Origin of the sequence: Streptomyces sp. NPDC048255 (genome assembly GCF_040652415.1) — a bacterium.
Taxonomy (GTDB): domain Bacteria; phylum Actinomycetota; class Actinomycetes; order Streptomycetales; family Streptomycetaceae; genus Streptomyces.
In genome coordinates, this window is sequence record NZ_JBEZMA010000026.1 from 46,546 (window position 1) to 67,421 (window position 20,876).

Below are 20,876 nucleotides of genomic sequence, written 5' to 3' on the forward strand. Positions count from 1 at the left end.
CGGAGTCCTGGGAGGCGGCGCCGCAGGACCACTCGGACAGGGGCAGGGGACGGGAGGGCGGACATGGCAGCACGTACGGGGGCTCAGGGCGCGGCGGGCGGAGAAGCGCAGGCCGCGCCGACGGCAACGGGCGGGCCCGGAAAGGCCTGTGGCGGTCCCGGGCAGGCCGGAGGCGGGCCTGGGAAGGCCAGTGGCGTGCCCAGGCAGGCCGGTGGACGGCCCGGGCTGGCCGGAGGCGGGCCCGGGTTGGCCGGAGGCGGGCCCGGGCAGGCCGGTGGCGGGCTGAGCCGGCGGCGGCTCGGGGCCCGGCTGCTGGCCCTCGGCGGGGTGCTCGTCCTGCACGCCGCGCTGCCCGGAGCCGCGGGGGCGGCGGGCAGCCCGGCCGAGCGGCGCGCGCTCCAGGGGCTACGCCTGCGTTACGGCTCCGCGCGCCAGGCCGGACTGCTGGAGCGGTACCTCGAGGAAGCGGCGGAGGAGGCGCGGCGGTTCCTGGGCCCCTCCCCCGAACACCCCTACTACGCCGGGGCGGTGGTCCTCGCCGGCCGCGGCCGCACCGTCGCCCTGCACCGCGCGATGGGCGACGCCGTCCGGTACGCGGACTACGACGGCCGGACCGACCGGGTGCGCGAGTTCCCGGCGGCCGAGCGGATCGCGATGGCCGAGGACACCGTCTTCGACCTGGCCTCGCTGACGAAGCTGTTCACCTCCGTCCTGGCCGTGCAGCAGATGGAGCGGGGTCGGCTGGAGCTGGAGGCGCCGGTGCGCCGCTACCTGCCGGAGTTCACGGGTGGCGGGAAGGAGGTGATCACGGTCCGTCAGCTGCTCACGCACACCTCGGGGCTGCGCTCCTGGGCGCCCTTCTACAAGGAGTCCACCCGCGAGGGCCGGCTGAGGCTGCTGTGGTCGGTGCGGCCGCAGGAGACCCCTGGGACGGTGTACCGCTACTCCGACCTCAACCTCATCACGCTGCAACTGCTCTTGGAACGGATCACCGGCCGCACTCTGGATGTCCTGCTCCACGACGAGATCACCGCTCCACTCGGGATGCACCGCACTCGTTACAACCCGCCGCTCTCCTGGCGCCGGGTCACCGCCGCCACCGAGGTGCAGCGCCCGCCCTGGTCCGGCCTGGACCGCGGGCTGGTGTGGGGCGAGGTCCACGACGAGAACGCGTACGCGCTGGGCGGCGTCGCGGGCCACGCCGGGGTCTTCGGCACCGCCTGGGACCTGGCCGTCCTCGCCCGCACCCTGCTCGACGGCGGGGCCTACGCGGGCAAGCGCATCCTGCGCCCCGCCTCCGTGGAACTGCTCTTCACCGACTACAACACCTCCTTCCCCGGTGACGACCACGGTCTCGGCTTCGAGCTTTACCAGCACTGGTACATGGGCGCGATGGCCACCCCGCACTCCGCCGGCCACACCGGCTTCACCGGGACCTCCCTGGTCCTCGACCCCTCCACGGACTCCTTCCTCGTGCTGCTCGGCAACTCCGTCCACCCCGTGCGCACCTGGCGGGCCGGCAGCGCGCCGCGCGTCGCCGTGGGCAACCGCTTCGCCCGCGCCGTCCCGGTCCGCACCCGGCACGGCGGCCAGGCCTGGTTCTCCGGGATCACACCCGGCGGCTCGGGCACCCTCACCCTGCCGCCGGTGACCCCGGCCACCGGCGCCGCCCGGCTGCGGTGCGCCGTGTGGTGGGACACCGTTCCCGGCGAGGGGGCCTTCCACCTCGAGGTCTCCGCCGACGGCGAGAGCTGGGAGCCGCTGCCGTTCAGCACGGTGCGGTCTACCGGCGGGGCCCCCGAGGAATGGCCGCTGGGCAAGGCCGGAGGCTGGTCCGGCCGCATCTGGCACCGCCTCGAAGCCCCGCTCACCGCCGCCCGGGCAGGCCGCGAGGTACGGCTGCGCTTCCGGCACGCCGCGACCGGCCGCTACGTGGGCCGCGGGGTCTACGTGGACGTCGTACGCGTGGCAGAACCGGCGGCCCTGCTCTTCGCGGAGGACCGCCCGGCCGACGCCGCCCGCATCGAGGCGGACGGCTGGACCAGGTCCTCGGACTGACCGCCCCGGACACCCGGCGCGGCCCCGGGCCCGGCAAGATCCGAAAGACACGCCCTAGTGGCGCACGAGGCAGAAGGGGTGGCCGGCCGGATCGGCGTAGACGCGCCAGGCGGGCTCGGCGGAGCCCTGTCCCGAGCCGTCGTCGAGGAGCGTCGCGCCGCGGGTCAGTACTTGCTCGTGCGCGCGGCCCAGGTCCGGCACGCCGAAGTCCAGGTGGAACTGCTGCGGCCTGGCCGGGTCCGGCCAGCGCGGCGGCCGGTGGTCCGTGACCCGCTGGAAGGCGAGCACGGAGCCCGATGGCGTGTGCAGGGTCGCCCAGTCCTCGTCGACCGCCCACCGCCGGTCCGGCTGGTTGACGGCGCCGCCCAGCAGGGACCGGTAGAACCCGGCGAGCTCCAGCGGGTCGGGGCAGTCCAGGACCACGCACTGCAGTTCAGCGATCATGGCCGGATCCTATCCAGCCCCCTTCGGGGCGAGGGCCGCGGCGATCATCCGCCGGGCGGTGCAGGTCAGTTCGGCCAGGTCCGGCGCCGAACGCGAGCGGGCGAGGGACCCGGCCAGCCGGTCGTAGAGGAGCCCGTCCGTCCAGGCCACCAGCAGTTCGGCCGCCTCCCGGGGCCGCTCCGCCCCGAGCGCGACGAGGAGGGCCTCGGCCCGGGCCCGGGGCTCCTGACCGGCCTGCCGGAACTCCGTCTCCAGCTCCGGGTTGCGGGCCGCCTCGAGGCCGAGTTCGAAACGGGCCAGCTGGCGCTCGCGCCCCGCCGTCAGCCACCGGTACAGCAGTCCCGCGAGCGCCGCGGCGGCCGCCTCCCGGTCCCCCGGCTCCGGCGCCGGGCCGCTCCCGCCGCGGCCGTCGCCGTGGCCCTCGCCGCGCTCCCCACCGCCGCCCCCGCCCCGATCCTGCCCGAGCCGAACCTCGCCGCCACCGCGCTCCGCGCCCGCGTCGAGGTCGTGGAGATCCAGCTCCCCCAGCCGCCGGTAGCAGGCGCCGATCAGCGCCGTCCGCGTACGGAAGTAGTACGAGGTGCTGCCCGCCGGCAGTCCGGCCGCGCCGTCGACCGCGCGGTGCGTGAGGCCGCGCAGCCCGGAGGCGGCCACGAGGCCGATCGCCGTGTCCGCGATCAGCGTCCGGCGGTCCGGCGCGGGCGAGGTCGTGTGAGGGGTGGACATGACCGAACTCTACAGCTGTAGAGTGACACCGACATCGACCCTCTACGCATGTAGAGGGTCAAGGCGGAACAGGAAGGTACGCCATGGCGAAGCTGGAGCGTCATGCGGTCGTGGCCGGTGCGGGCATCGGCGGACTCACCGCGGCCGTGGCCCTGCAGCGCCGCGGCTGGCGGGTCACTGTGTGCGAGCGGGCGCCCGGGCCGAACGCCGTCGGCGCCGGGATCCTGCTCGCCCCCAACGCCCTGCGCGCCTTCGACGCCATCGGCTTCGACCCCACCCGCGCCGCGGGCCCCGCCGCCCCGGCCGCGATGGGCCTGCGCCGCCCCGGGGGCGCCTGGCTGAGCCGCACCGACGGCGCCGCGCTGGCCGCCCGTTACGGCCGGGCACCGCTCGCCGTGCACCGCTCGGCCCTCGTCGCCGCCCTGGCCGCCGCGCTCCCCGACGGCGCGATCCGGTACGGCGCCGCCGTCACCGGCGTCGACGACGCCGACGGCTCCCCGGTGGTCCGCACCGAAGCCGGGGACCTCGGCGCCGACCTCGTCCTCGCCGCCGACGGCATCCACAGCCCGCTCCGCCGCCAGTACTTCCCCGCCCACCCCGGGCTGCGCTACAGCGGAGAGACCGCCTGGCGCACCGTGCTGCCCGCGGCGGCGGGCGCGCACGCCGGCCCAGCCGCCGATGTCATCGAGACCTGGGGCCGCGGCGAGCGCTTCGGCGTCGTCCCGCTCGCCGACGGCCGGTACTACCTCTTCGCCACCGCCGTCGTCCCGGAGGGGTACCGCCCCTCTGACCTGCGCGCCGAGTTCCTGCGCCGCTACGGCACCTGGCACGACCCGATCCCCGCCCTGCTGGAGCGGATCGACCCGGCCGCCGTGCTCCAGCACGACCTGTACGACCTGGCCGTCCCCCTCCCGCGCTACCACCGGGGCCGGCTCGCCTGGCTCGGCGACGCAGCCCACGCCATGACCCCCAACCTCGGCCAGGGCGGCTGCCAGGCCATCGAGGACGCCGTGGTCCTGGCCCATCTGCTGGAGACCCGGGAGGTGCCGGCCGCGCTCGCCGCCTACAGCGCGGTCCGCCACGCCCGTACCGACGCCATCCGCGTGCGGGCCCGTCGCGCGGGGCGGATCGCCGCCCTCACCCACCCCCTCGCCGTGGCCTGCCGGGACCTCGCCGTCCGTGCCACCCCGGCGGGCCTCGCGCTGCGGGCCATGGACGACCTCTTCGACGGGTTCACGCTGCCGGCCCCTGCCGTGCCGGCGGCGCGTGCGGCATGAACCCCGCGCGGCATGCCCCCGCGGCATGCACCCCCCGCGGCATGCACCCGCGCGGCATAAACCCCGTGCCCCCCGGCGTTGCCATTCGTTGGTGAGGTTCGTTGACCGTTCAACACGAAGGCAGGCTGAGCGCTGTGACCACCGACATCGACTGGGACAACCCGACCGACCCCAAGCCCGGCTGGACGCTGGACCACATCAAGCAGTACGTCGGCTCGAACGGGGCCGAGGGCCAGTACTGGAACGGAACCCAGACCCTCCTGCTCACCACCCTGGGCCGGGTCTCCGGCAAGCCCGTGCGGACCCCGCTCATCTACGGTGAGGCCGACGGCCGTTACTTCCTCGTCGCCTCCAACGGGGGCGCCGTCGCCGACCCGCTCTGGTACCGGAACCTGTCCGCGCACCCCGAGGTCCGCGTCCAGGTCGGCCCCGAGATCCTCCAGGGCACGGCCCGTACGGCGACCTCCGAGGAGCGCGCCGCGTACTGGCCGCTGATGGTCGAGCACTGGCCCGCCTACGACGAGTACCAGGCCAGGACCGACCGCGAGATCCCGATCGTGGTCATCGAGCCCACGCGCTGAGGCAAGGCCGCCGGGGCACGGCAGCCGGGGGCACGGCAGCGGGCAATCGGCAGCCCAGCCACGCGGGTCCGGGTCAGTGCCCCAGCACGGCCATCGCCGCGTTGTGGCCGGGGACCCCGCTGACTCCGCCGCCGCGCACCGCGCCCGCCCCGCACAGCAGCACGTTGCGGCGGGCGGTCGCCACGCCCCAGCGGCCGGCCCCCGTACCGGCGCCGGCCGCGTCCCCGTCTGCGTCCCCGTCCCCGTACGGCCAGGACAGGTCCCGGTGGAAGATGTGCCCGCCGGGCAGGCGCAGTTCGCGTTCCAGGTCCAGCGGGGTCTTGGCCTCGATGCACGGGCGGCCGTCCGCGTCGAAGGCCAGGCAGTCGGTGAGCGGCTCGGCCAGGTGCGCGTCGAGCTGCGCGAGGGTGGCCGTCAGCAGCACCTCGCGCGCCTGCCGGTTGTCCTTCTCGAACAGCCGGGCCGGGGTGTGCAGGCCGAACAGGGTGAGGGTCTGGTAGCCCTGCTCCGCCAGCTCCGGCCCCAGGATCGTCGGGTCGGTCAGCGAGTGGCAGTAGATCTCCGAGGGCGGGACCGAGGGCAGTTCCCCGGCGGCGGCCTCCGCGTGGGCCCGGGCCAGCTCGGCGTACCCCTCGGCGATGTGGAAGGTGCCGCCGAAGGCCTCGCGCGGGTCGACGGCGGTGTCCCGCAGCCGGGGCAGCCGCCGCAGCAGCATGTTGACCTTGAGCTGGGCCCCCTCGGGTGCGGGCTCCGCCGGCGCCTCCCCGAGGAGTTCGGCCAGGGCCCGGGGCGAGGCGTTCACCAGCACCGTGCGGCCCACGACGCTCCCCTCCCCCGCCGCCGTGCGGAAGACCACCTCGGCCGGCGTCGTCCCGTCCGTGTCGATGCGCAGCACCTCGTGCCCGGTGGCGATCTCCGCCCCGGCCTCGCGCGCGGCGGCGGCCAGGGCGTCCGTCAGCGCGCCCATGCCGCCGACCGGGACGTCCCAGTCACCGGTCCCGCCGCCGATGACGTGGTAGAGGAAGCAGCGGTTCTGCGCGAGCGAGGCGTCGTGCGCGCCTGCGAAGGTGCCGATCAGGCCGTCCGTGAGGACCACTCCGCGCACCAGGTCGTCGGCGAAGTGCCGTTCCACCGCCAGGCCCAGCGGCTCCTCGAAGAGCATCCGCCACGCGTCCTCGTCGTCGATCCTGGCGCGCAGCTCCGCCCGGGTGGGCAGCGGCTCGGTCAGGGTCGGGAAGACCTTGCCCGCGAGCCGCCCGGTGGTTCCGTAGAAGGCGCGCCAGCTCTCGTACTCCCGCTCCGAGCCGGTCAGCCGTGCGAAGGAGGCGCGGGTGCGCCCCTCCCCGCCGCCGACGAGCAGCCCGCCGGGCCGGCCGTCGCGCTCCACCGGGGTGTACGAGGAGACCGTGCGCCTGCGCACCGCGAACCGCAGGCCCAGGTCGCGGACGATCTTCGCCGGGAGCAGGGAGACGAGGTACGAGTAGCGCGAGAGGCGGGCGTCGACGCCCGCGAAGGGGCGGGTGGAGATGGCCGCACCGCCGGTGTGCCCGAGCCGTTCCAGCACCAGCACGGACCTGCCCGCCCGGGCCAGGTACGCCGCGGCCACCAGGCCGTTGTGTCCGCCGCCCACGATCACCGTGTCGTAGACCGCCTGGCCGAACGCCGTGTGCCCGGTTCCCCGCGAGGTCGTCATGGCTCTTGGTAGCACACCTGGCCGAGCCGCTCCAGGCAGTACGCCTCGTCGGCGTGGGCCAGGGCCGTGTCGGGGTGCTCGTCGCCGAGGCCCCGTTCGCGGATGCCCGAGAGGTCGCGGTAGATCGGCAGGGCCTCCTCCCAGCGGCCCAGCCGGCCGAGGCCGACGGCGAGTTCGCGGCGGCTGACCAGGGTGTCCGGATGCTCCGCGCCGAGGGTCTCGGCGCGCGCGGCGGCCACCTCCCGGGCCTCCGCGACGGCCTCGTCCCAGCGCTCCAGCCGGCCCAGGTTGACGCCGAGGACGTGGCGGGCGCGCAGGGTCTCGGGGTCGGCGGTCCCGTAGGCGCGGGTGCGGTCGCGGACCAGGGCCCGGAACAGGTCGAGGGCCTGCGCGCACTGGCCCGTGCGGCCGAGGGCGATGCCGACCTCGTAGCGCGCGGCGAGGGTGCCGGGGTGGTCGCGGCCGAGGACGCGTTCCCGTACGGCGGCGACGTGGCGGAAGCCGTCCAGGGCCTCCTCCCAGCGCTCCAGCCGGCCGAGCGCGTACGCGACCTCGTAGCGGGTCAGCAGGGTGTCGGCGTGCTCCGCGCCCAGCACGGCCGTCCGGGCGGCGGCGACCTCCTCGGCGGCGGCGTGGGCGTCCGCGAACCGGCCCAGGCCTCCCAGGGCGCAGGCCAGGTTGTGGCGGCAGCGCAGGGTGTCGGGGTGGCGCGGGCCCACGGTCCGCTCGCGGGCGGCGAGCACCGCCCGGTAGGTCTCGTACGCCTCCTGGTGGCGGCCGAGCCGGGCCAGTTCGTACGCCGTCTCCTGGCGCGCGGCGAGGGTGTCGGGGTGGTCCGGGCCGAGGACGCGGGCGCGCCCCTCGGCCACGGTCAGGTACACGGCGAGGGCGGCCTCGGGCCGGCCGGCGCGGCTGAGGGAGAAGGCGCGGGTGTGCCCGGCGGCGAGGGCGGCGGCGCCGGTGGCGTCGTCGCCTGGGTTGTCCGGGCGGGGGGCGCGCGGGATCCCGTAGGCGACGGTGAGGCGCGGGTCCTCGGCGGGTTCGGGGCGGACGATCCGCTGCGGGCCGACGGGGTGCGCGGGGGCGTGCTGCCCGGTGCCGTGCTGGGCCGTGCCCTGCTGCGCGGGGCGGGGGATGCCGTTGTGGCCGCTGGGACGGCCGTCGAGGCGGGCGGCCGTCCAGGAGCCGGTGAGCACGGCCCAGGCGCCGCTCGCGGGACGGGCGTCGGTGCCGGCCTTGCGGCCGGCGGTCATCCCCCGGGCCCAGTCCGGGAGCGGCCCCCTGGCGCCGGGCACGCCGACGCGGCCGGTGCGCTCCTCGACGAGCCGCCGGTGCAGGTGGCGGGCGTCGCCCGGCCGGTCCTCGGGGCGCTTGGCCAGCAGGTCGAGGACCACCCGTTCGAAGTAGCCGGGCAGTTCGGGGCGGTGCTCGCGGAGCGGCACGGGCGCGGTGTCGCGGTGGCCGACCAGCACCGACCAGGAGTCGCCGAGGTCGAACGGCGGGGCGCCGGTGGCGATTTCGTACAAGACGCAGCCGAGGGAGTAGAGGTCGCTGCGGTGGTCGACCTCGCCTCCCGCGATCTGCTCGGGCGACATGTAGTGCGGGGTGCCCATGGCCATGCCGCCGCCGGTGAGCTTGGCGGTGAAGCCGATGTCGTGCGCGAGCCGGGCGATCCCGAAGTCGCAGATCTTCACCGTGCCGTCGGTGAGGCGCATGATGTTGGCCGGTTTCAGGTCGCGGTGGACCACGCCCTGGTCGTGCGTGTAGCCCAGGGCGGCGGCCATCTGCTCCGCGATGTCGACGACCACGTCGACGGCGAGCGGGCGGGCCTCGTTGTCCTCCAGGAGCTGGCTGAGGTTGCGGCCTTCGAGCAGTTCCATGACGAGGTAGAGGCAGCCGCCGGCGGCGCTGTCGTCACCGAAGTCGTGCACGACGGTGACCCCCCGGTGCTGGAGGGCGGCCGCGACGCGCGCCTCGCGGCGGAACCGCTCGCGCAGCACCTGGGTGAAGTGCGCGTCCTGCTCGGCGCCGATGGGCTTGAGGCACTTCACGGCGACCTGCCGGCCCAGCGACTCGTCACGGGCCCGCCACACCTCGCCCATGCCGCCGCGCCCGATCAGATCGAGCGACCGGTACCGGCCCTGGATCAGTCTGGACTCCGCCATGTCTTGAAGCCGCCCCCGTCGTCGTGCTGTGCCCTCCCCGGCCCGTCCAGTATGGCCGCTGATGTACGCAGTGTGTACGGGGAAGGGCGGCTCCCGGGGCCCATGCGACGCATCGCTTTCAAGATGTGACCTGGAGGCAGCTGCCAGCGCAGACCTGCGGGAATGCTGCGCAGCACGCGGCCGGTGAGGCGCATGCGCCGGGTGACGACGCGCGGGGCCGGTGCGGGCCGCCCGTACAGCTGGTGCGCCCAGCCGGGGAGGGAACCGTACGCGAGGCCGGCGAGCGGGCGCCAGAGCAGGTTCCGGCCGGGGACGAGGGCCGGGGGGACGGGCGGGCTGCGCAGGAAGGCGTCCACGGCCCGGGCGTCGGGCCCGGCGGCGAGGCCGGGGCGGACCGCCTCGAAGTACGCCGCCAGCTCCGCGGTGCCGGCGGGTACCCCGGCGGGGTCGAGGCCGACCATGCGGGCGTTGACCCGGTTCTCGTCCACGTAGCGGTCGGCCTGGGCGGGGGTGAGGCGGACGCCTGAGCGGCGCAGGACGTGCAGGAAGCTGTCGATCTGCGCGCAGTGGATCCACAGCAGCAGTTCGGGGTCGTCGACGGGGAAGCTCCGGCCGGTGGCCGGGTCGGTCGCGGACAGCCGGCGGTGGATGGATCGGACCCGTGCGCCGGCCCGCTCGGCGTCCTCGGTGGTGCCGTAGGTGAGGGTGCCGACGAAATCGGCGGTGCGGATCAGCCGCCCCCAGGCGTCGCGGTCGAAGGAGGAGTTCTCCATGACCCCGCGTACGGCCCGGGGATGGAGGGCCTGGAGGTACAGCGCGCGCACTCCGGCGATCCACATCATCGGATCCCCGTGGCACTGCCAGGTGACGGACCCGGGCCCGTAGAGCCCGGGGTCGGGTACAGCCACGCTCGAGCCTCCCGGGGTCCATGGGGCCGAATGCCGTCCCGTGTGGTGTACCCGGGCCGGAGCCCGGGCATTCCGGCTCTGCCGTCCCGCACGGCGGAGCCGGTGGAAACGGCGTGCGGGCACCCGCGTGGCGGTCCCCGGGGAGGGAGCCGAGAATGGGATCGGGGGCGAGCGGGAAGGCGGTCCTGTTCCCGCGGTGCCGTAGGGAACCAGGTGATGACGCATGTGCCGATGGCTCGCGTATTCGGGTACGCCCATGCTGCTCGACACCATCCTGTACAAACCGGCCCACTCGCTGATCGACCAGAGCCTGCACTCCAAGCTCGGGGTGGAGACCACGAACGGCGACGGGTTCGGTATCGGCTGGTACACGGGCGACAACGACACTCCGGCGCTCCTCAGGGACGTCGGTCCCGCCTGGAACAACCGCAACCTGCGGGAGATGGCGGACCACGTCCGCTCCCCGCTGTTCTTCGCGCACATCCGGGCGTCGACCGGCACGGCGGTGCAGCAGTCGAACTGCCACCCGTTCCGGCACGGCCGCTGGATGTTCATGCACAACGGCGCCATCGCCGGTTTCCACCTGATGCGCCGTGACCTCACCCTGCTCGTGGACCCCGCGCTGTACGCCGACATCGAAGGGACGACGGACTCCGAGGTGATGTTCTACCTGGCCCTCACCTTCGGCCTGGACCAGGACCCGCCCGCCGCCGTCGCGAGGATGGCGGGAGTGGTGGAGCGCGCCGGCCGTGAGCACGGTGTGGAGTTCCCCCTCCAGATGACGCTGGCCATCACCGACGGCGGACACGTCTGGGCCTTCCGCTACTCCAGCCAGCGCGCGTCCCGGTCGCTGTTCTACAGCAGCCGGGTGGACGCGCTGCGGCGCCTGCACCCCGATGTGGCCTTCCTGCGGGACCTCTCCGAGGAGACCCGCCTCATCGTCTCCGAACCCCTCGGCGACCTGCCCGGCGCCTGGAACGAGGTGCCGGAGGGCACCTACGGCGTCGTACGGCCCGGGGCGGACGAGATGCATCCCTTCGCCCCGGTGCCGGCGTGACGTACGTGTGACCGCAGGCGCCGGTCGGCGAGTGGCGGGGCCTTCCCGCATCCGGCTACCGGTCGACCAGCGCGTACAGGCCGGATACCGTGGCGCCGCGCCGCCGCTTGGCCTCGATCGTGGTCATGCCCGCGTGCAGGGCGGTCGAGCCGTGGGCGTAGGCGTCTTCGGCCGGCAGGTAGTACATGAGGTTGAAGTACAGGTGGGGTGCCGGATGCTGCCGGTCGACGGCGACCGCCCGGATCCACGTCGTGGCCCCGTAGTGGTAGTACAGGCAGAACCCGGTCATCCGCCGCCGGTCGTACGCGGCCACCACACGCGCTGCGCTGCCCATCGCCGCCGCCTGCCGCTTCAGCAGCCCGGTCATCGCGTCGATGCCGTCCCGGTCGTGCCCGTGATCCTGCTGGTGGCCGGCGAGCAGCACACCGGCTTCCTCGAAACAGTCCGCGAGCGCCTGGTGGCGTACGTCGAGTCCGGCGGCGGCGAAGGCACGGCGTTCGCGGCGTATGCCGACGCGGCGCTGCGAGGGCAGGGAAGCGATGTAGTCGTCGATGTCCGCGCCGGGCAGCGGGATGAGGGCGTCGTCCTCCAAGTGGAGGGGGTGTCCGGGGTAGAAGCGGGCGAGCTGGGTGGCGGCCGGGGTGGTGAGGTAGGGCCACCAGTGCGTCGTGCCGTTCCGGTCGGCGAAGTGGCGTGCGGCGTCCCGCAGGAGGACGAGGCAGGCGTCCCGCCGTACGGCGTCCAGGCCGGGGGCGGTGAGCGGGGTGTTGTGGTAGCCGCGCCGCGCCCCGGCGATCACGCGGGGCCGCAGGTGCGAGGGCAGCACGGTGCCCGGCTCGTAGGAGTCGTTCGGTTCGTCCCGCACCAGGTAGAGGGGCGCGGCGGCGAGCAGGTCGCCCGTGCGGTCCCGCACGAGCGCGTACGCGCACGTGGCGGTGGGATCCTGCTCCTCGCCGGCGAGCCACTGGTGGGAGAGGTAGAGGCCGGCCGGCCGGGCGAGCCGCTCCCACTCGGCGGCGGGTACGGCGTGGAGGGAGTCGACGACGCTCGTGATCAACGGGTTTTCCTTCGGCATCAGCGGGGTTTCCTCCGGCGGTGGCGGTTGGGGGTCTTCAGGGCGGGCGCGGCGACCATGGCGATCAGGCAGGCGGCGCCTTCGACACCCCAGGGCACGAGGGGCCCGGCTTCCAGCAGCAGGGTGAACAGGGCGGGAGCGGCGACCATGCCGATGGCCCAGGAGAACTGGTAGAGGCCCTGGGTGAAGCCCCCGGCCGCCTCGGGGGTGAGGCTCACGGACAGTTCGCTCAACGCCGGGCCGAGGAGGATCTCCGCCACGCTGAACAGCACGATCGCGACGACGAGGGCCGCCCAGACGGTGAAGGCGAGCTGGGACGGCGCGGGCAGGGCGGGCAGGGCGGGCAGGGCGAACGCCCCCATCCCCACAGCCATGATCAGGTATCCGGCCGCGACGGCGCGGCGGGGCACCTTCGGCGCCAGGTGCGCGGTGACGGCTGTCGAACATGCGGAGACGATGACGGTGTTGATGACGAACAGCACGCTCGCCGCCGACGCGGGAAGTCCCAGGGCGCGGGTGGTGTAGAGGGCGACGAGCACGGCGAGGATGGCCTGGGCGAGGACGTAGGGGATGTTCACGGCCACGAGCAGCAGGTAGCGGCGCGCATGGTCCGCCCGGGTCACCAGCGCACCCGGCGGCGTGGCCTGCGCCGGCGGCGGAGTGGTGGTGAGGGCGGCGAAGCAGGCGGCGGCCAGCAGGTAGGTCGCGGCATCGACCGCGATCAGCCACCACAGCGAGCCCTTGCCGAACACCGTCAGGGCTCCTGCCGCGGCGGCGGACCCCGCGGCGAGCCCGATGTTGCGCAGGGAGCCGGTGAACGCGAACCACGTCCGGCGCTCCCCCGGTTCGGTGACGTGCGTGATCAGGGTGCGCTGCGCGGTGAAGTACATGTTGATCCCGGCCTGCACCAGCACGTGCACGCCGACGACGTGCCACAGCTCGCCCGCGAACAGGAACAGGGTGAACCCGGCGGCGGAGAGGATGTTCGCCCACACCACGACCGGTTTCGGCCCCACCCGGTCCATGAGGCGTCCGGCGAGGAAGGTGACCGGCAGCGCCATGGCCTGCCCCACCGTCATCGCCACGCCCACCTGCGTCAGCGGCAGACCCCGTACGTCGGTGAAGTACAGGAGCCCCAGCGGCAGGAGCATGCCGTTGCCGACGGAGTCGATCAGGTTGCCGGTGATGAAGAGGGCGTGCCCCCGCAGTACGGGCATGCCCAGGCGGTCCGCGGTGCGGGGGCGGCGCCCGGTGTCCGTGGCCACGCTCACGGGCTCAGCAGGGAACGGATCTTGCCCAGGACGTCGGCCGCGGGGAAGCCGGTCGCCCCGTGGAGTTCCGTCAGGGCCTTCACGGTCTTGTCCTCCTCGCCTTCCGCGAGGGTGACCACGACGATGTCACCGTAGGAGGCGCCGTCGATGACCAGCTCGTGCGCGGTGACCACCGCGACGCGGTTCCGGAGCTCGGCCACCGCCTGCGGCGGGATGCGCCCTCCGGCGAGGAACTCGATCGCCCACCCGGCCCGTTGTACCGCGCCGTCGGCCGGAGGAAGGCCGCGGGCCATGCGGGCGAGGGAGGTGAAGGTGTTCGTGCCCGACGCGGCGCACGACAGGGTGGTGGCGCCGCCGATGCGCGGGTTGATCTCCAGGATCACGAACTGGCCGCCGGAATGGACCATATCGACGTTGACCGACCCGCACACTCCCAGCTCCCCGCACAGGGTGACCAGGGTGCGGGCCACTTCGACGAACGCGGCGTCCGCCGTACTGCGGGGCCCGCACCAGCGCAGGTCGGCGAAGGTGAACACCGGCTCCGCCCCGGCGCGTCCCGTCCAGCACAACGGCAGGACCTGGTAGGAGCCGGGCCGTCCCACGATGTCCACGCTGCACAGGTCGCCTTCGACGACCTGTTCCACCACCGCCGACACCTCGGGCGGGGACGCGAGGTAGGCGTCCAGATCGGCGGGGGAACGCAGGGTTCGGATGCCCATGCTGGTCGAGTCCCACACGGGTTTCGACATCAGCGGGTAGCCGGTCTGTCCCGCCCGCACGCGCAGCGCGTCCCGGTAGCCGGGCGCCGGCAGGCCCCGCCCCGCCAGCAGGTCGGAGTCGGCACGGAACCCGTCGGGCACCTTCAGCCCGGCCTGCCTGCAGAGCTGTTTGGTCTCCCACTTGTCCACCAGCAGCATCGTCGCCGCGAGCGGCGTCATGATCGTCGGGATGCCCGCGGCGTCCAGGAAGGTCTTGGCCGCGGCATCGCGCAGCGCGTTCTCGCACGGCAGCGAGATCGACACCGCCGCATCCGCCCCCCAGCCGGCGACCGCGTCCGCGAGCTCCCGCGGCGTCACCCGCCGGTCGAGCCGTTGCCGGTACCCGGGGAAGTCGTCGTCACCAGGACTGCCGCTGGTGTGGAACAGCCCGGCCTCGATCCCCTCGGCCGCGAGGCCCCGTACGGCTTCCTGGATGTAGGGATCGGCGCGCTGGATGCCCACCGACCGCAAGAACGCCATCTTCCGCACCTGTTTCAGCTCACTTCCACTCGGGACCTGGCGGCCACCTGATCTGCCAGGTCGCGTGCTCGGTCAACCGTTTCCGCGCAGGCCACCACGTGCCCGATCCGGCAGGCCGAATCCGCCGGCTCCGGCACCGCGTCCCCGGGCCGCAGGTGCAACTCGCTGTGCGTGCCGGGTGTTTGCGGGATGAACACCTGCCGCAGCACCCCGCCGCGCCGGGGCAGCAGGAACCGGATCGCCGCGGCGCCCGTGGCGGAAGGGGCGGTGTCGGGGACCCGGCCGAGCACGGCCTGGAGATAGGCCACCGCTTCACTGACGCCCGTCGCGGCCTCGATGATCTCGCACAGGTTGTCCCCCGGCAGGCGGGCGCCGGTCTCGATCACGTACGGCGTCCGCGTGCCCGGGGGGATCTTCACCTCCGTGTGCGCGATCCCGTTGCGCACGCCGACGGCGAGCGCTGCCCGCGCCGCGGTGTGCTGCACCCGCCTGGCGAGCGGCGGAGCCAGACCCGAGGGGCAGGTGTGCCCGGTCTCGATCCGGTACCGGCCCTCGGTGGTGTCCTTCCTGACGACCGGCAGGGGGTAGGCCACCCCGTCCGCGACCACCGTTTCGCACGAGTACTCCTCCCCGGGGATGTACTCCTGCACCAGAGCCCGCGAGTCCAGCTTCAGGCCGTGCGGGTAGGCGTACGTGTACTGCTGGGCCGCGGCCACCGCGGAGGCGAGCCGGTCCGGGCCGTCCACCACGGACACGCCCCACGAGCCGCCCTGCTCCGCGGGCTTCACCACCAGCGGCCAGCCCAGCTCGTGCGACCGCGCCACCTGGTGCGCCCCGGCCACGTCGTGCACGACCGCCCAGCGGGGGGCGGGGATCCCGGCCGCCGCGAACGCCTCACCCATCAGGATCTTGTTCCTGGCCGCCCCCGCGAGCAGAGGATCGTTGCCGGGCAGGCCGAGCCGCTGGGCGAGCAGCGCGGCGAGCGGGGTGAAGAGCTCGAAGCAGGCGGCGACACCCGCGACTGCGTGATGCCGGCAGAAGGCGTCCATGTCCTCCAGGGCCCTGGAGGTGTCCGCGAGATCCGTCGCGCACACCCCCGCGAGCGCCGATCGCAACCAGCCCGGGTAGCCGTCGTGGACGTCCTCGTGAGTGGCCGCGTACAAGCGCAACCCCAGCCGGTCAGCGGCCTCCACGAGGAAACGCCCGGCGTTCCCCATCGGCTCGATCACCAGCACTCCCGGCCCGCGCGGGCCCGCACCGATTGTCATTCGACCAGCAAAGCCGCGGGGGGAGGGTAGCGGCTATGGGCCTGACAGACGAAAACAACTCGCCTCACAGCATGCCGATTTGGAGCAAAGCCCAGTCAACTGGTCAGTAACCCCTTGCCATTTGGTGCGCACAGCCCATGGAACCGGACAAGCCTCCCGTGGTCGGATCGCCACGCCAGGTAAACCGCACCGCGACCCGAACGGGGAACGAGCACACCGTGACCAGCCTGCGCCAGCAGCTCGCCGACCACATCGACCAGGGCGTCATCCCGCCCTACCAGTACTCCTACCCGCCCCGCTCCACCTACCGCCCCCTCCCGGAGGGCAAGTGGACCGTCCCCGAGGTGTGGGCCGCGGACCTCGCGAACTACCAGGTCCCCGAACTCAACCTCTACCTGCACGTCCCCTTCTGCGACCGCAAATGCGGCTTCTGCAACCTCTACACCGTCATCAGCACCGACGAGGACGTCTTCGACGCCTACACCGACGCCCTGTGTACCCAGATCCAGGATCAGGCCGAGATCATCCAGGCCCGGCGCCTGCGCACCGTCTACATCGGCGGCGGCACCCCCGCCCTCCTCAAGCCCCGCCACTTCGAGCAGATCTTCAGCACCATCGGCGCCGTCTACCCCAACTGGCGCTCCACCGTCGAAGAAGTCGCCGTCGAGGCCACCCCGTCCTCCATCGCCGACGAACCCGGGGAGTTCAAGGCCCTCATCGACATGGGCCTCACCCGCGCCAACGTCGGCATCCAGTCCCTGGTCCCCCGCGAGATCCGCGAAGCCGGCCGCGGCGGCGAGGACGAGGGCGTCATCCGCCGCGCGATCCGCACCGCACAGGAACTCGGCCTGCCGGACCTGTCCACCGACCTGATCATGGGCTTCGCCGGACAGACCCCCGAGACCTGGCGCCACAGCGTGAACGAACTGGCCGCGCTCCAGCCCACCACCATCAGCACCTACTTCCTCACCGTGCGGCCGGACGCCTGGTTCTCCAAGACCGGCTCCTACCAGTACATGTGGCAGCCGGAGCTGTACGACCGCTACGACTACGCCCGCCAGGTCTTCCTCGACCACGGCTACGTCCAGGAAGGCTCCGTCCGCTACAAGAAGCCCGGCCGCGGCGGCTACGTCCAGAAGGTCCTCACCTTCCACGGCGTCCCCCTGCTCGGCCTCGGCGTCGGCGCCCGCTCCTACACCAGCGTGCTCGACTACATGACCGGCAGCGTGAAGCCCTCGATCGCCGAGGTCGCCGACTACATCAAGAAGGCCAGGAACCACGAGATCGCCCCCGTCACCGGCATCGAACTGACCGGCGAGGAGATCGTCCGCAAGCGCCTCGTCCTCGACTCCTTCGACCTCGACCTCACGGAGCTCGACCGCTTCGGCTACCAGAAGCACGCCGCCGAGTTCGAACCCGTCCTCGACGCGGCCGAGGCCAACGGGCTGATCCACCGCATCGGCCGCCGCATCCAGCTCACCCCCAAGGGCTTCAAGTACCGGGACGTCCTGTCGTGGATGTTCTACTCCGAGCCCGTCAAGGGCCTCGACCGCGAGTACTACGAGAACCTCCACGCGGCGAACGCCCGCGCCCAGCGGAACATGGGAGCAACCCCCGTCCGCATCACCGGCATCGACCTGCGCGAGGGCGCCGCATGACCGACCTGTACGTCGCGGCGGGCGGCGGAGGGGACCCCATCGGCACCCTCGTCGCCGCCCGCACCATCACCCTCGACCCGGCGCCGCCGCTGATCGCCACCTACGCATGGGAACGCCCCGAGGTCGACCCCACCGCCAGACCCCTCGGGAAACGGGACTTCGCCGGGCTGGCCCGCGGAGCCGGCGGCGCCGCGGCGTTCACGCCCGCCACCCGCGCCCGCCTCCCGGCCGGATCCACCCTCCCCGGCCTCGCCAGGGACCTGCCCGCCCGGCTGCTGCTGCTCGACCCCGCCCAGGGGCTCTCCTCCCTGGCCCACCAGATCGCATCCATGGCCGAGGCCGCAGGCGGCCGGATCCGCATCGTCGACATCGGCGGCGACATCCTCACCCACGGCGACGAGCCCACCCTGCGCAGCCCGTTCGGGGATGCCTTCACCCTCGCCGCCTGCCACCTCACCGGCATTCCCACCACGGTCTACGTCGCAGGCCCCGGCCTCGACGGGGAGATCGGCGAACAGCCCCTCCTCGAACGCCTCACCGGACGCCACCCCCTCACCCCCGGCCGGGGTGCGGCCTCGGCGGCCGCCGCCGCGCTGGCCTGGCACCCCTCCGAGGCATCCGCGCTGTGGGCCGCCGCCGTCCACGGCGCCCGCGGCACCGTCCGCACCGTCAACGGCACCCTCCACCTCACCGAGGTCTCCCCCCAGCTGCACCACCTGCCGCTTCAGGAGGCCATCGGCCACAACCCGGTCGCACAGGCCCTCCTCGACGAGCGCCCGGCAACCCTGGACGCGGCGGCCGCCCTCTCCCACCGGATCACCGGCATCCACGGGCTGGAGCCCGAACGCGACCGGAGCCCCCGACAAGGCCCGACCGCCTGCGGGACCGCCTGCGGGACCGCCTTCCTCGGCCAGGACGAGGTCATGAAGACCCTCCGCGAAGCGGCCGACGGAGCCGACCACGTCACCCTCCGGTACGCCGCCCGCACCCTCGGCCTCACCTGGACGGACATCCCGGCCCTCCGGCACGTCCTCGACACCGACACCCCCCTGCTCCAGCTGACCTGACCCGCACGTCGAAGGGCCCGGCCCACGTCCGGTACGCCGGGCCCTCCCCTCGTACGCAGCATGGCCGCACCGAAATCGGAGTGCCGGGGCGCAACCGCCTTGCCATACTGCTCCGATGATCAACTTGCCTGCCGCCGCGCTGGACTCGCTGTCCGGGCTCGCCTTCGGTGATGCCTTCGGTGACTGCTGGTTCGGCATCCTGCGCCGCGAAGGCCCGACAGCGCTGGAGGCACGGACGCTGCCCCCGGAGCCGCTGTGGAGGTGGAGCGACGACACCGCCCAGGCGCTCGTCCTCGTCCGGGAACTCGCCGAGGGCGGCGGCACCGTCGACCAGGACCGCCTCGCCCTGCGCCTCGCCGAGGCCTACGCCGACGACACTCACCGCGGCTACGGAGCCTCGATGCACGACGTGCTCCGCCGGATCGGCGCGGGCGAGCCCTGGCGTGAAGTGGTCAGTGAACAGTTCGGCGGGCAGGGCTCCTGGGGCAACGGCGCGGCCATGCGCGTCGCCCCGCTCGGCGCCTGGCACGCCGCCGACCTCGACGTGGTCGCCTCGCAGGCCGCCGGGCAGAGCGCGGTCTCGCACCACCACCCGGAGGCGGCCACCGCGGCGGTGGCGGTCGCCGTGGCCGCAGCGCTGGCCACGCGCAGCCGGGGCGGGCCCGCCCCGGCGCGGCCGGACTTCCTCCGGGCCGTCGCCGAACGGCTACCCGTCGGCGACGTCCGGTCCGGGGTGCGGATCGCGGCCCGGATGCCGGAGCACACCTCGGTCCGGCACGCCGCGGAGGTCCTGGGCTCCGGCTACCGCATGTCCGGGCCCGACACCGTCCCCTACGCCCTCTGGTGCGCGGCGGGACACCTGGACGACCTGCACGAGGGTTTGTGGTCCACCGTCGCCGGGCGCGGCGACATCGACACCACGTGCGCCATCGTGGGCGGGGTCATCGCCGCCCGCACGGGCGTCGCCGCCCTTCCGCCCGCCTGGCACGCGGCCCGTGAACCGCTTCCGCCGTCCATGTCGGAGTAGGTGAAGAACCTTCGCGTTCGCCTTCCTCGGACGGGCGTCCGAGTCCGGCGGCTCACAACGGGCTAGCGGCGGACTCGCGGCATGCCCAGGCCGATCCAGGAGATGATCTCGCGCTGGACCTCGTTGTTGCCGCCGCCGAAGGTGAAGATCACGGCGCTGCGGTAGCCGCGTTCCAGTTCGCCGTGCAGGACCGCACCGGCGGAGCCGTCCTTGAGGGAGCCGGCCGCGCCGACGACCTCCATCAGCCAGGCGTACGCGTCCCTGCGGGCCTCGGAGCCGTAGACCTTGACGGCGGAGGCGTCCTGCGGGGTGAGGGTGCCGTCCTGGACCGCGTTGACCATCTGCCAGTTGAGCAGCTTCATCGCGTCGAGCCGGGCGTGGGTGCGGGCGAGGCGCCCGCGGACCCAGGAGAGGTCGATGACCCGGCGGCCGTCGGCGAGCTTGGTCCCGGCGGCCCAGCGCTGGACGTCGTGCAGGGCGCGGATGGCCATCGTGCCGTGGGCGGCGAGGGTGACGCGCTCGTGGTTGAGCTGGTTGGTGATCAGGCGCCAGCCCTTGTTCTCCTGGCCGACGCGGTGGCTCGCGGGGACGCGGATGTTCTCGTAGTAGCTGGCGGTGGTGTCGTGCGAGGCGAGGGTGTTGATGAGGGTGCAGGAGTAGCCGGGGTCGGAGGTCGGCACGAGGAGCATGGTGATGCCCTTGTGCGCGGGCGCGTCCGGGTCCGTGCGCACGGCGAGCCAGACCCAGTCGGCGGTGTCGCCGTTGGTGGTCCAGATCTTCTGGCCGTTGACGACGTAGGTGCCGCTCTCCTCGTCGCCCTCGCGGACGGCCTTGCACTTGAGCGCGGCGAGGTCGGTGCCCGCGTCGGGCTCGCTGTAGCCGATCGCGAAGTCGATCTCGCCCGAGAGGATCTTCGGCAGGAAGTACGCCTTCTGCTCGTCGCTGCCGAACTGCATGATGGTCGGACCGACGGTGTTGAGGGCCATCAGGGGCAGTGGTACGACGGCCTGCGCGGCCTCGTCGAAGAAGATGAACTGGTCCATCGGGGACATGCCGCGGCCCCCGTACTCCTTGGGCCAGCCGACGCCGAGCCAGCCGTCGGCGCCGAGCCGGCGGATGGTCTCCCGGTAGAAGCGCTTCTGGGCGGCCGGGTCCTCGTAGCGGGCGTAGACGTCCTCGGGCACCAACTCGGCGAAGTAGGCGCGCAGTTCGGCGCGCAACTGCTGCTGCTCTGGCGTGTATTCGAGGTGCACGGCCCCTCCGGGAGTCTCGCAGTCCAGCCGGTCGCTGTGGCGGCGGGGGCAGACTAGAACCTGTTCCAAGAATCCGGAAGGGGTGCACGGCGCCGAACTGACGGCGCGGC

General features: G+C 73.7%; 17 protein-coding genes. 7 read left to right on the forward strand and 10 right to left on the reverse strand.

The window, feature by feature from the left end; genetic code table 11:
- Window positions 1-246: 246 nt before the first annotated feature.
- On the forward strand, window positions 247-2,058 hold the full coding sequence (locus tag AB0D94_RS21140; protein WP_362054030.1) for a serine hydrolase domain-containing protein: 1,812 nt from the start codon (window positions 247-249) through the stop codon (window positions 2,056-2,058).
- 54 nt (window positions 2,059-2,112) lie between these two features.
- Here AB0D94_RS21140 and AB0D94_RS21145 read toward each other — a convergent pair whose 3' ends face one another.
- A complete protein-coding gene (locus AB0D94_RS21145) occupies window positions 2,113-2,502 on the reverse strand; it encodes a VOC family protein (RefSeq protein WP_362054033.1) in 390 nt (129 codons plus the stop codon).
- A 9-nt stretch (window positions 2,503-2,511) separates the two neighbouring features.
- Window positions 2,512-3,228 carry a TetR family transcriptional regulator gene (locus tag AB0D94_RS21150; protein WP_362054036.1) on the reverse strand — a complete coding sequence of 239 codons (717 nt, stop codon included), beginning with the start codon at window positions 3,226-3,228 and terminating at the stop codon, window positions 2,512-2,514.
- An 83-nt stretch (window positions 3,229-3,311) separates the two neighbouring features.
- On the opposite strand from AB0D94_RS21150, the gene AB0D94_RS21155 reads away from it, so the two are divergent.
- On the forward strand, window positions 3,312-4,505 hold the full coding sequence (locus tag AB0D94_RS21155) for an FAD-dependent monooxygenase (protein ID WP_362054039.1): 1,194 nt from the start codon (window positions 3,312-3,314) through the stop codon (window positions 4,503-4,505).
- A 134-nt stretch (window positions 4,506-4,639) separates the two neighbouring features.
- Window positions 4,640-5,086 (forward strand): nitroreductase family deazaflavin-dependent oxidoreductase, encoded by a 447-nt coding sequence (locus tag AB0D94_RS21160; RefSeq protein WP_362054042.1) that lies wholly within the window; start codon window positions 4,640-4,642, stop codon window positions 5,084-5,086.
- Between the two features lie 73 nt (window positions 5,087-5,159).
- On the opposite strand, the gene AB0D94_RS21165 is transcribed toward AB0D94_RS21160, so the two are convergent.
- Genes AB0D94_RS21165 through AB0D94_RS21175 form a run of 3 tightly spaced genes read right to left on the reverse strand, consistent with a single transcriptional unit; the run spans window position 5,160 to window position 9,852 of the window.
- Complete coding sequence (locus AB0D94_RS21165) at window positions 5,160-6,779, reverse strand: NAD(P)/FAD-dependent oxidoreductase (RefSeq protein WP_362054045.1); 1,620 nt, start codon at window positions 6,777-6,779, stop codon at window positions 5,160-5,162.
- Window positions 6,776-8,944 carry a serine/threonine-protein kinase gene (locus AB0D94_RS21170; protein ID WP_362054048.1) on the reverse strand — a complete coding sequence of 723 codons (2,169 nt, stop codon included), beginning with the start codon at window positions 8,942-8,944 and terminating at the stop codon, window positions 6,776-6,778. The genes AB0D94_RS21165 and AB0D94_RS21170 overlap by 4 nt, the downstream gene beginning before the upstream one ends.
- Window positions 8,926-9,852, reverse strand: a complete 927-nt coding sequence (locus AB0D94_RS21175; RefSeq protein WP_362054051.1) for an oxygenase MpaB family protein — start codon at window positions 9,850-9,852, stop codon at window positions 8,926-8,928. The genes AB0D94_RS21170 and AB0D94_RS21175 overlap by 19 nt, the downstream gene beginning before the upstream one ends.
- A 223-nt stretch (window positions 9,853-10,075) precedes the next feature.
- Here AB0D94_RS21175 and AB0D94_RS21180 point away from each other — a divergent pair, with 223 nt between their 5' ends.
- Window positions 10,076-10,909 carry a class II glutamine amidotransferase gene (locus AB0D94_RS21180; protein ID WP_362054054.1) on the forward strand — a complete coding sequence of 278 codons (834 nt, stop codon included), beginning with the start codon at window positions 10,076-10,078 and terminating at the stop codon, window positions 10,907-10,909.
- A 55-nt stretch (window positions 10,910-10,964) separates the two neighbouring features.
- On the opposite strand, the gene AB0D94_RS21185 is transcribed toward AB0D94_RS21180, so the two are convergent.
- The 4 genes from AB0D94_RS21185 to AB0D94_RS21200 are packed head-to-tail and all read right to left on the reverse strand — an operon-like array spanning window position 10,965 to window position 15,761.
- The gene (locus AB0D94_RS21185) at window positions 10,965-11,984 is read right to left on the reverse strand and encodes a peptidogalycan biosysnthesis protein (RefSeq protein WP_362054057.1); all 1,020 of its coding nucleotides are present in this window, start codon (window positions 11,982-11,984) and stop codon (window positions 10,965-10,967) included.
- A complete protein-coding gene (locus tag AB0D94_RS21190) occupies window positions 11,984-13,255 on the reverse strand; it encodes an MFS transporter (protein ID WP_362054060.1) in 1,272 nt (423 codons plus the stop codon). Before AB0D94_RS21190 ends, AB0D94_RS21185 begins: the two co-directional genes overlap by 1 nt.
- A complete protein-coding gene (locus AB0D94_RS21195) occupies window positions 13,252-14,493 on the reverse strand; it encodes an ATP-grasp domain-containing protein (RefSeq protein ID WP_362054063.1) in 1,242 nt (413 codons plus the stop codon). Before AB0D94_RS21195 ends, AB0D94_RS21190 begins: the two co-directional genes overlap by 4 nt.
- 14 nt (window positions 14,494-14,507) lie before the next feature.
- Entirely contained in the window at window positions 14,508-15,761 is a 1,254-nt protein-coding gene (locus AB0D94_RS21200; protein ID WP_362054066.1) for an ATP-grasp domain-containing protein, read from the reverse strand.
- Window positions 15,762-15,979: 218 nt separating this feature from the next.
- Between AB0D94_RS21200 and AB0D94_RS21205 the strand changes: the two genes are divergently transcribed.
- The 3 genes from AB0D94_RS21205 (at window position 15,980) to AB0D94_RS21215 (ending at window position 19,513) form a co-directional block, all read left to right on the forward strand.
- A complete protein-coding gene (locus AB0D94_RS21205) occupies window positions 15,980-17,419 on the forward strand; it encodes a radical SAM protein (RefSeq protein WP_362054069.1) in 1,440 nt (479 codons plus the stop codon).
- Window positions 17,416-18,486 carry a DUF1152 domain-containing protein gene (locus AB0D94_RS21210; protein ID WP_362054072.1) on the forward strand — a complete coding sequence of 357 codons (1,071 nt, stop codon included), beginning with the start codon at window positions 17,416-17,418 and terminating at the stop codon, window positions 18,484-18,486. The genes AB0D94_RS21205 and AB0D94_RS21210 overlap by 4 nt, the downstream gene beginning before the upstream one ends.
- Before the next feature lie 115 nt (window positions 18,487-18,601).
- Window positions 18,602-19,513, forward strand: coding sequence for an ADP-ribosylglycohydrolase family protein (locus tag AB0D94_RS21215; protein WP_362054075.1), 912 nt, complete (start codon window positions 18,602-18,604; stop codon window positions 19,511-19,513).
- Window positions 19,514-19,575: 62 nt separating this feature from the next.
- Here AB0D94_RS21215 and AB0D94_RS21220 read toward each other — a convergent pair whose 3' ends face one another.
- Window positions 19,576-20,766 carry an acyl-CoA dehydrogenase family protein gene (locus tag AB0D94_RS21220; protein ID WP_362054078.1) on the reverse strand — a complete coding sequence of 397 codons (1,191 nt, stop codon included), beginning with the start codon at window positions 20,764-20,766 and terminating at the stop codon, window positions 19,576-19,578.
- Between the last annotated feature and the right edge of the window lie 110 nt (window positions 20,767-20,876).

What these genes read in the sequence shown, in the direction of transcription:
- AB0D94_RS21145 (WP_362054033.1), bottom strand. Translation starts at nt 2,502, where the DNA reads ATGATCGCTGAACTGCAGTGCGTGGTCCTGGACTGCCCCGACCCGCTG.
- AB0D94_RS21150 (WP_362054036.1), bottom strand. Translation starts at nt 3,228, where the DNA reads ATGTCCACCCCTCACACGACCTCGCCCGCGCCGGACCGCCGGACGCTG.
- AB0D94_RS21155 (WP_362054039.1), top strand. Translation starts at nt 3,312, where the DNA reads ATGGCGAAGCTGGAGCGTCATGCGGTCGTGGCCGGTGCGGGCATCGGC.
- AB0D94_RS21165 (WP_362054045.1), bottom strand. Translation starts at nt 6,779, where the DNA reads ATGACGACCTCGCGGGGAACCGGGCACACGGCGTTCGGCCAGGCGGTC.
- AB0D94_RS21170 (WP_362054048.1), bottom strand. Translation starts at nt 8,944, where the DNA reads ATGGCGGAGTCCAGACTGATCCAGGGCCGGTACCGGTCGCTCGATCTG.
- AB0D94_RS21180 (WP_362054054.1), top strand. Translation starts at nt 10,076, where the DNA reads ATGTGCCGATGGCTCGCGTATTCGGGTACGCCCATGCTGCTCGACACC.
- AB0D94_RS21185 (WP_362054057.1), bottom strand. Translation starts at nt 11,984, where the DNA reads ATGCCGAAGGAAAACCCGTTGATCACGAGCGTCGTCGACTCCCTCCAC.
- AB0D94_RS21195 (WP_362054063.1), bottom strand. Translation starts at nt 14,493, where the DNA reads ATGGCGTTCTTGCGGTCGGTGGGCATCCAGCGCGCCGATCCCTACATC.
- AB0D94_RS21200 (WP_362054066.1), bottom strand. Translation starts at nt 15,761, where the DNA reads ATGACAATCGGTGCGGGCCCGCGCGGGCCGGGAGTGCTGGTGATCGAG.
- AB0D94_RS21210 (WP_362054072.1), top strand. Translation starts at nt 17,416, where the DNA reads ATGACCGACCTGTACGTCGCGGCGGGCGGCGGAGGGGACCCCATCGGC.
- AB0D94_RS21215 (WP_362054075.1), top strand. Translation starts at nt 18,602, where the DNA reads ATGATCAACTTGCCTGCCGCCGCGCTGGACTCGCTGTCCGGGCTCGCC.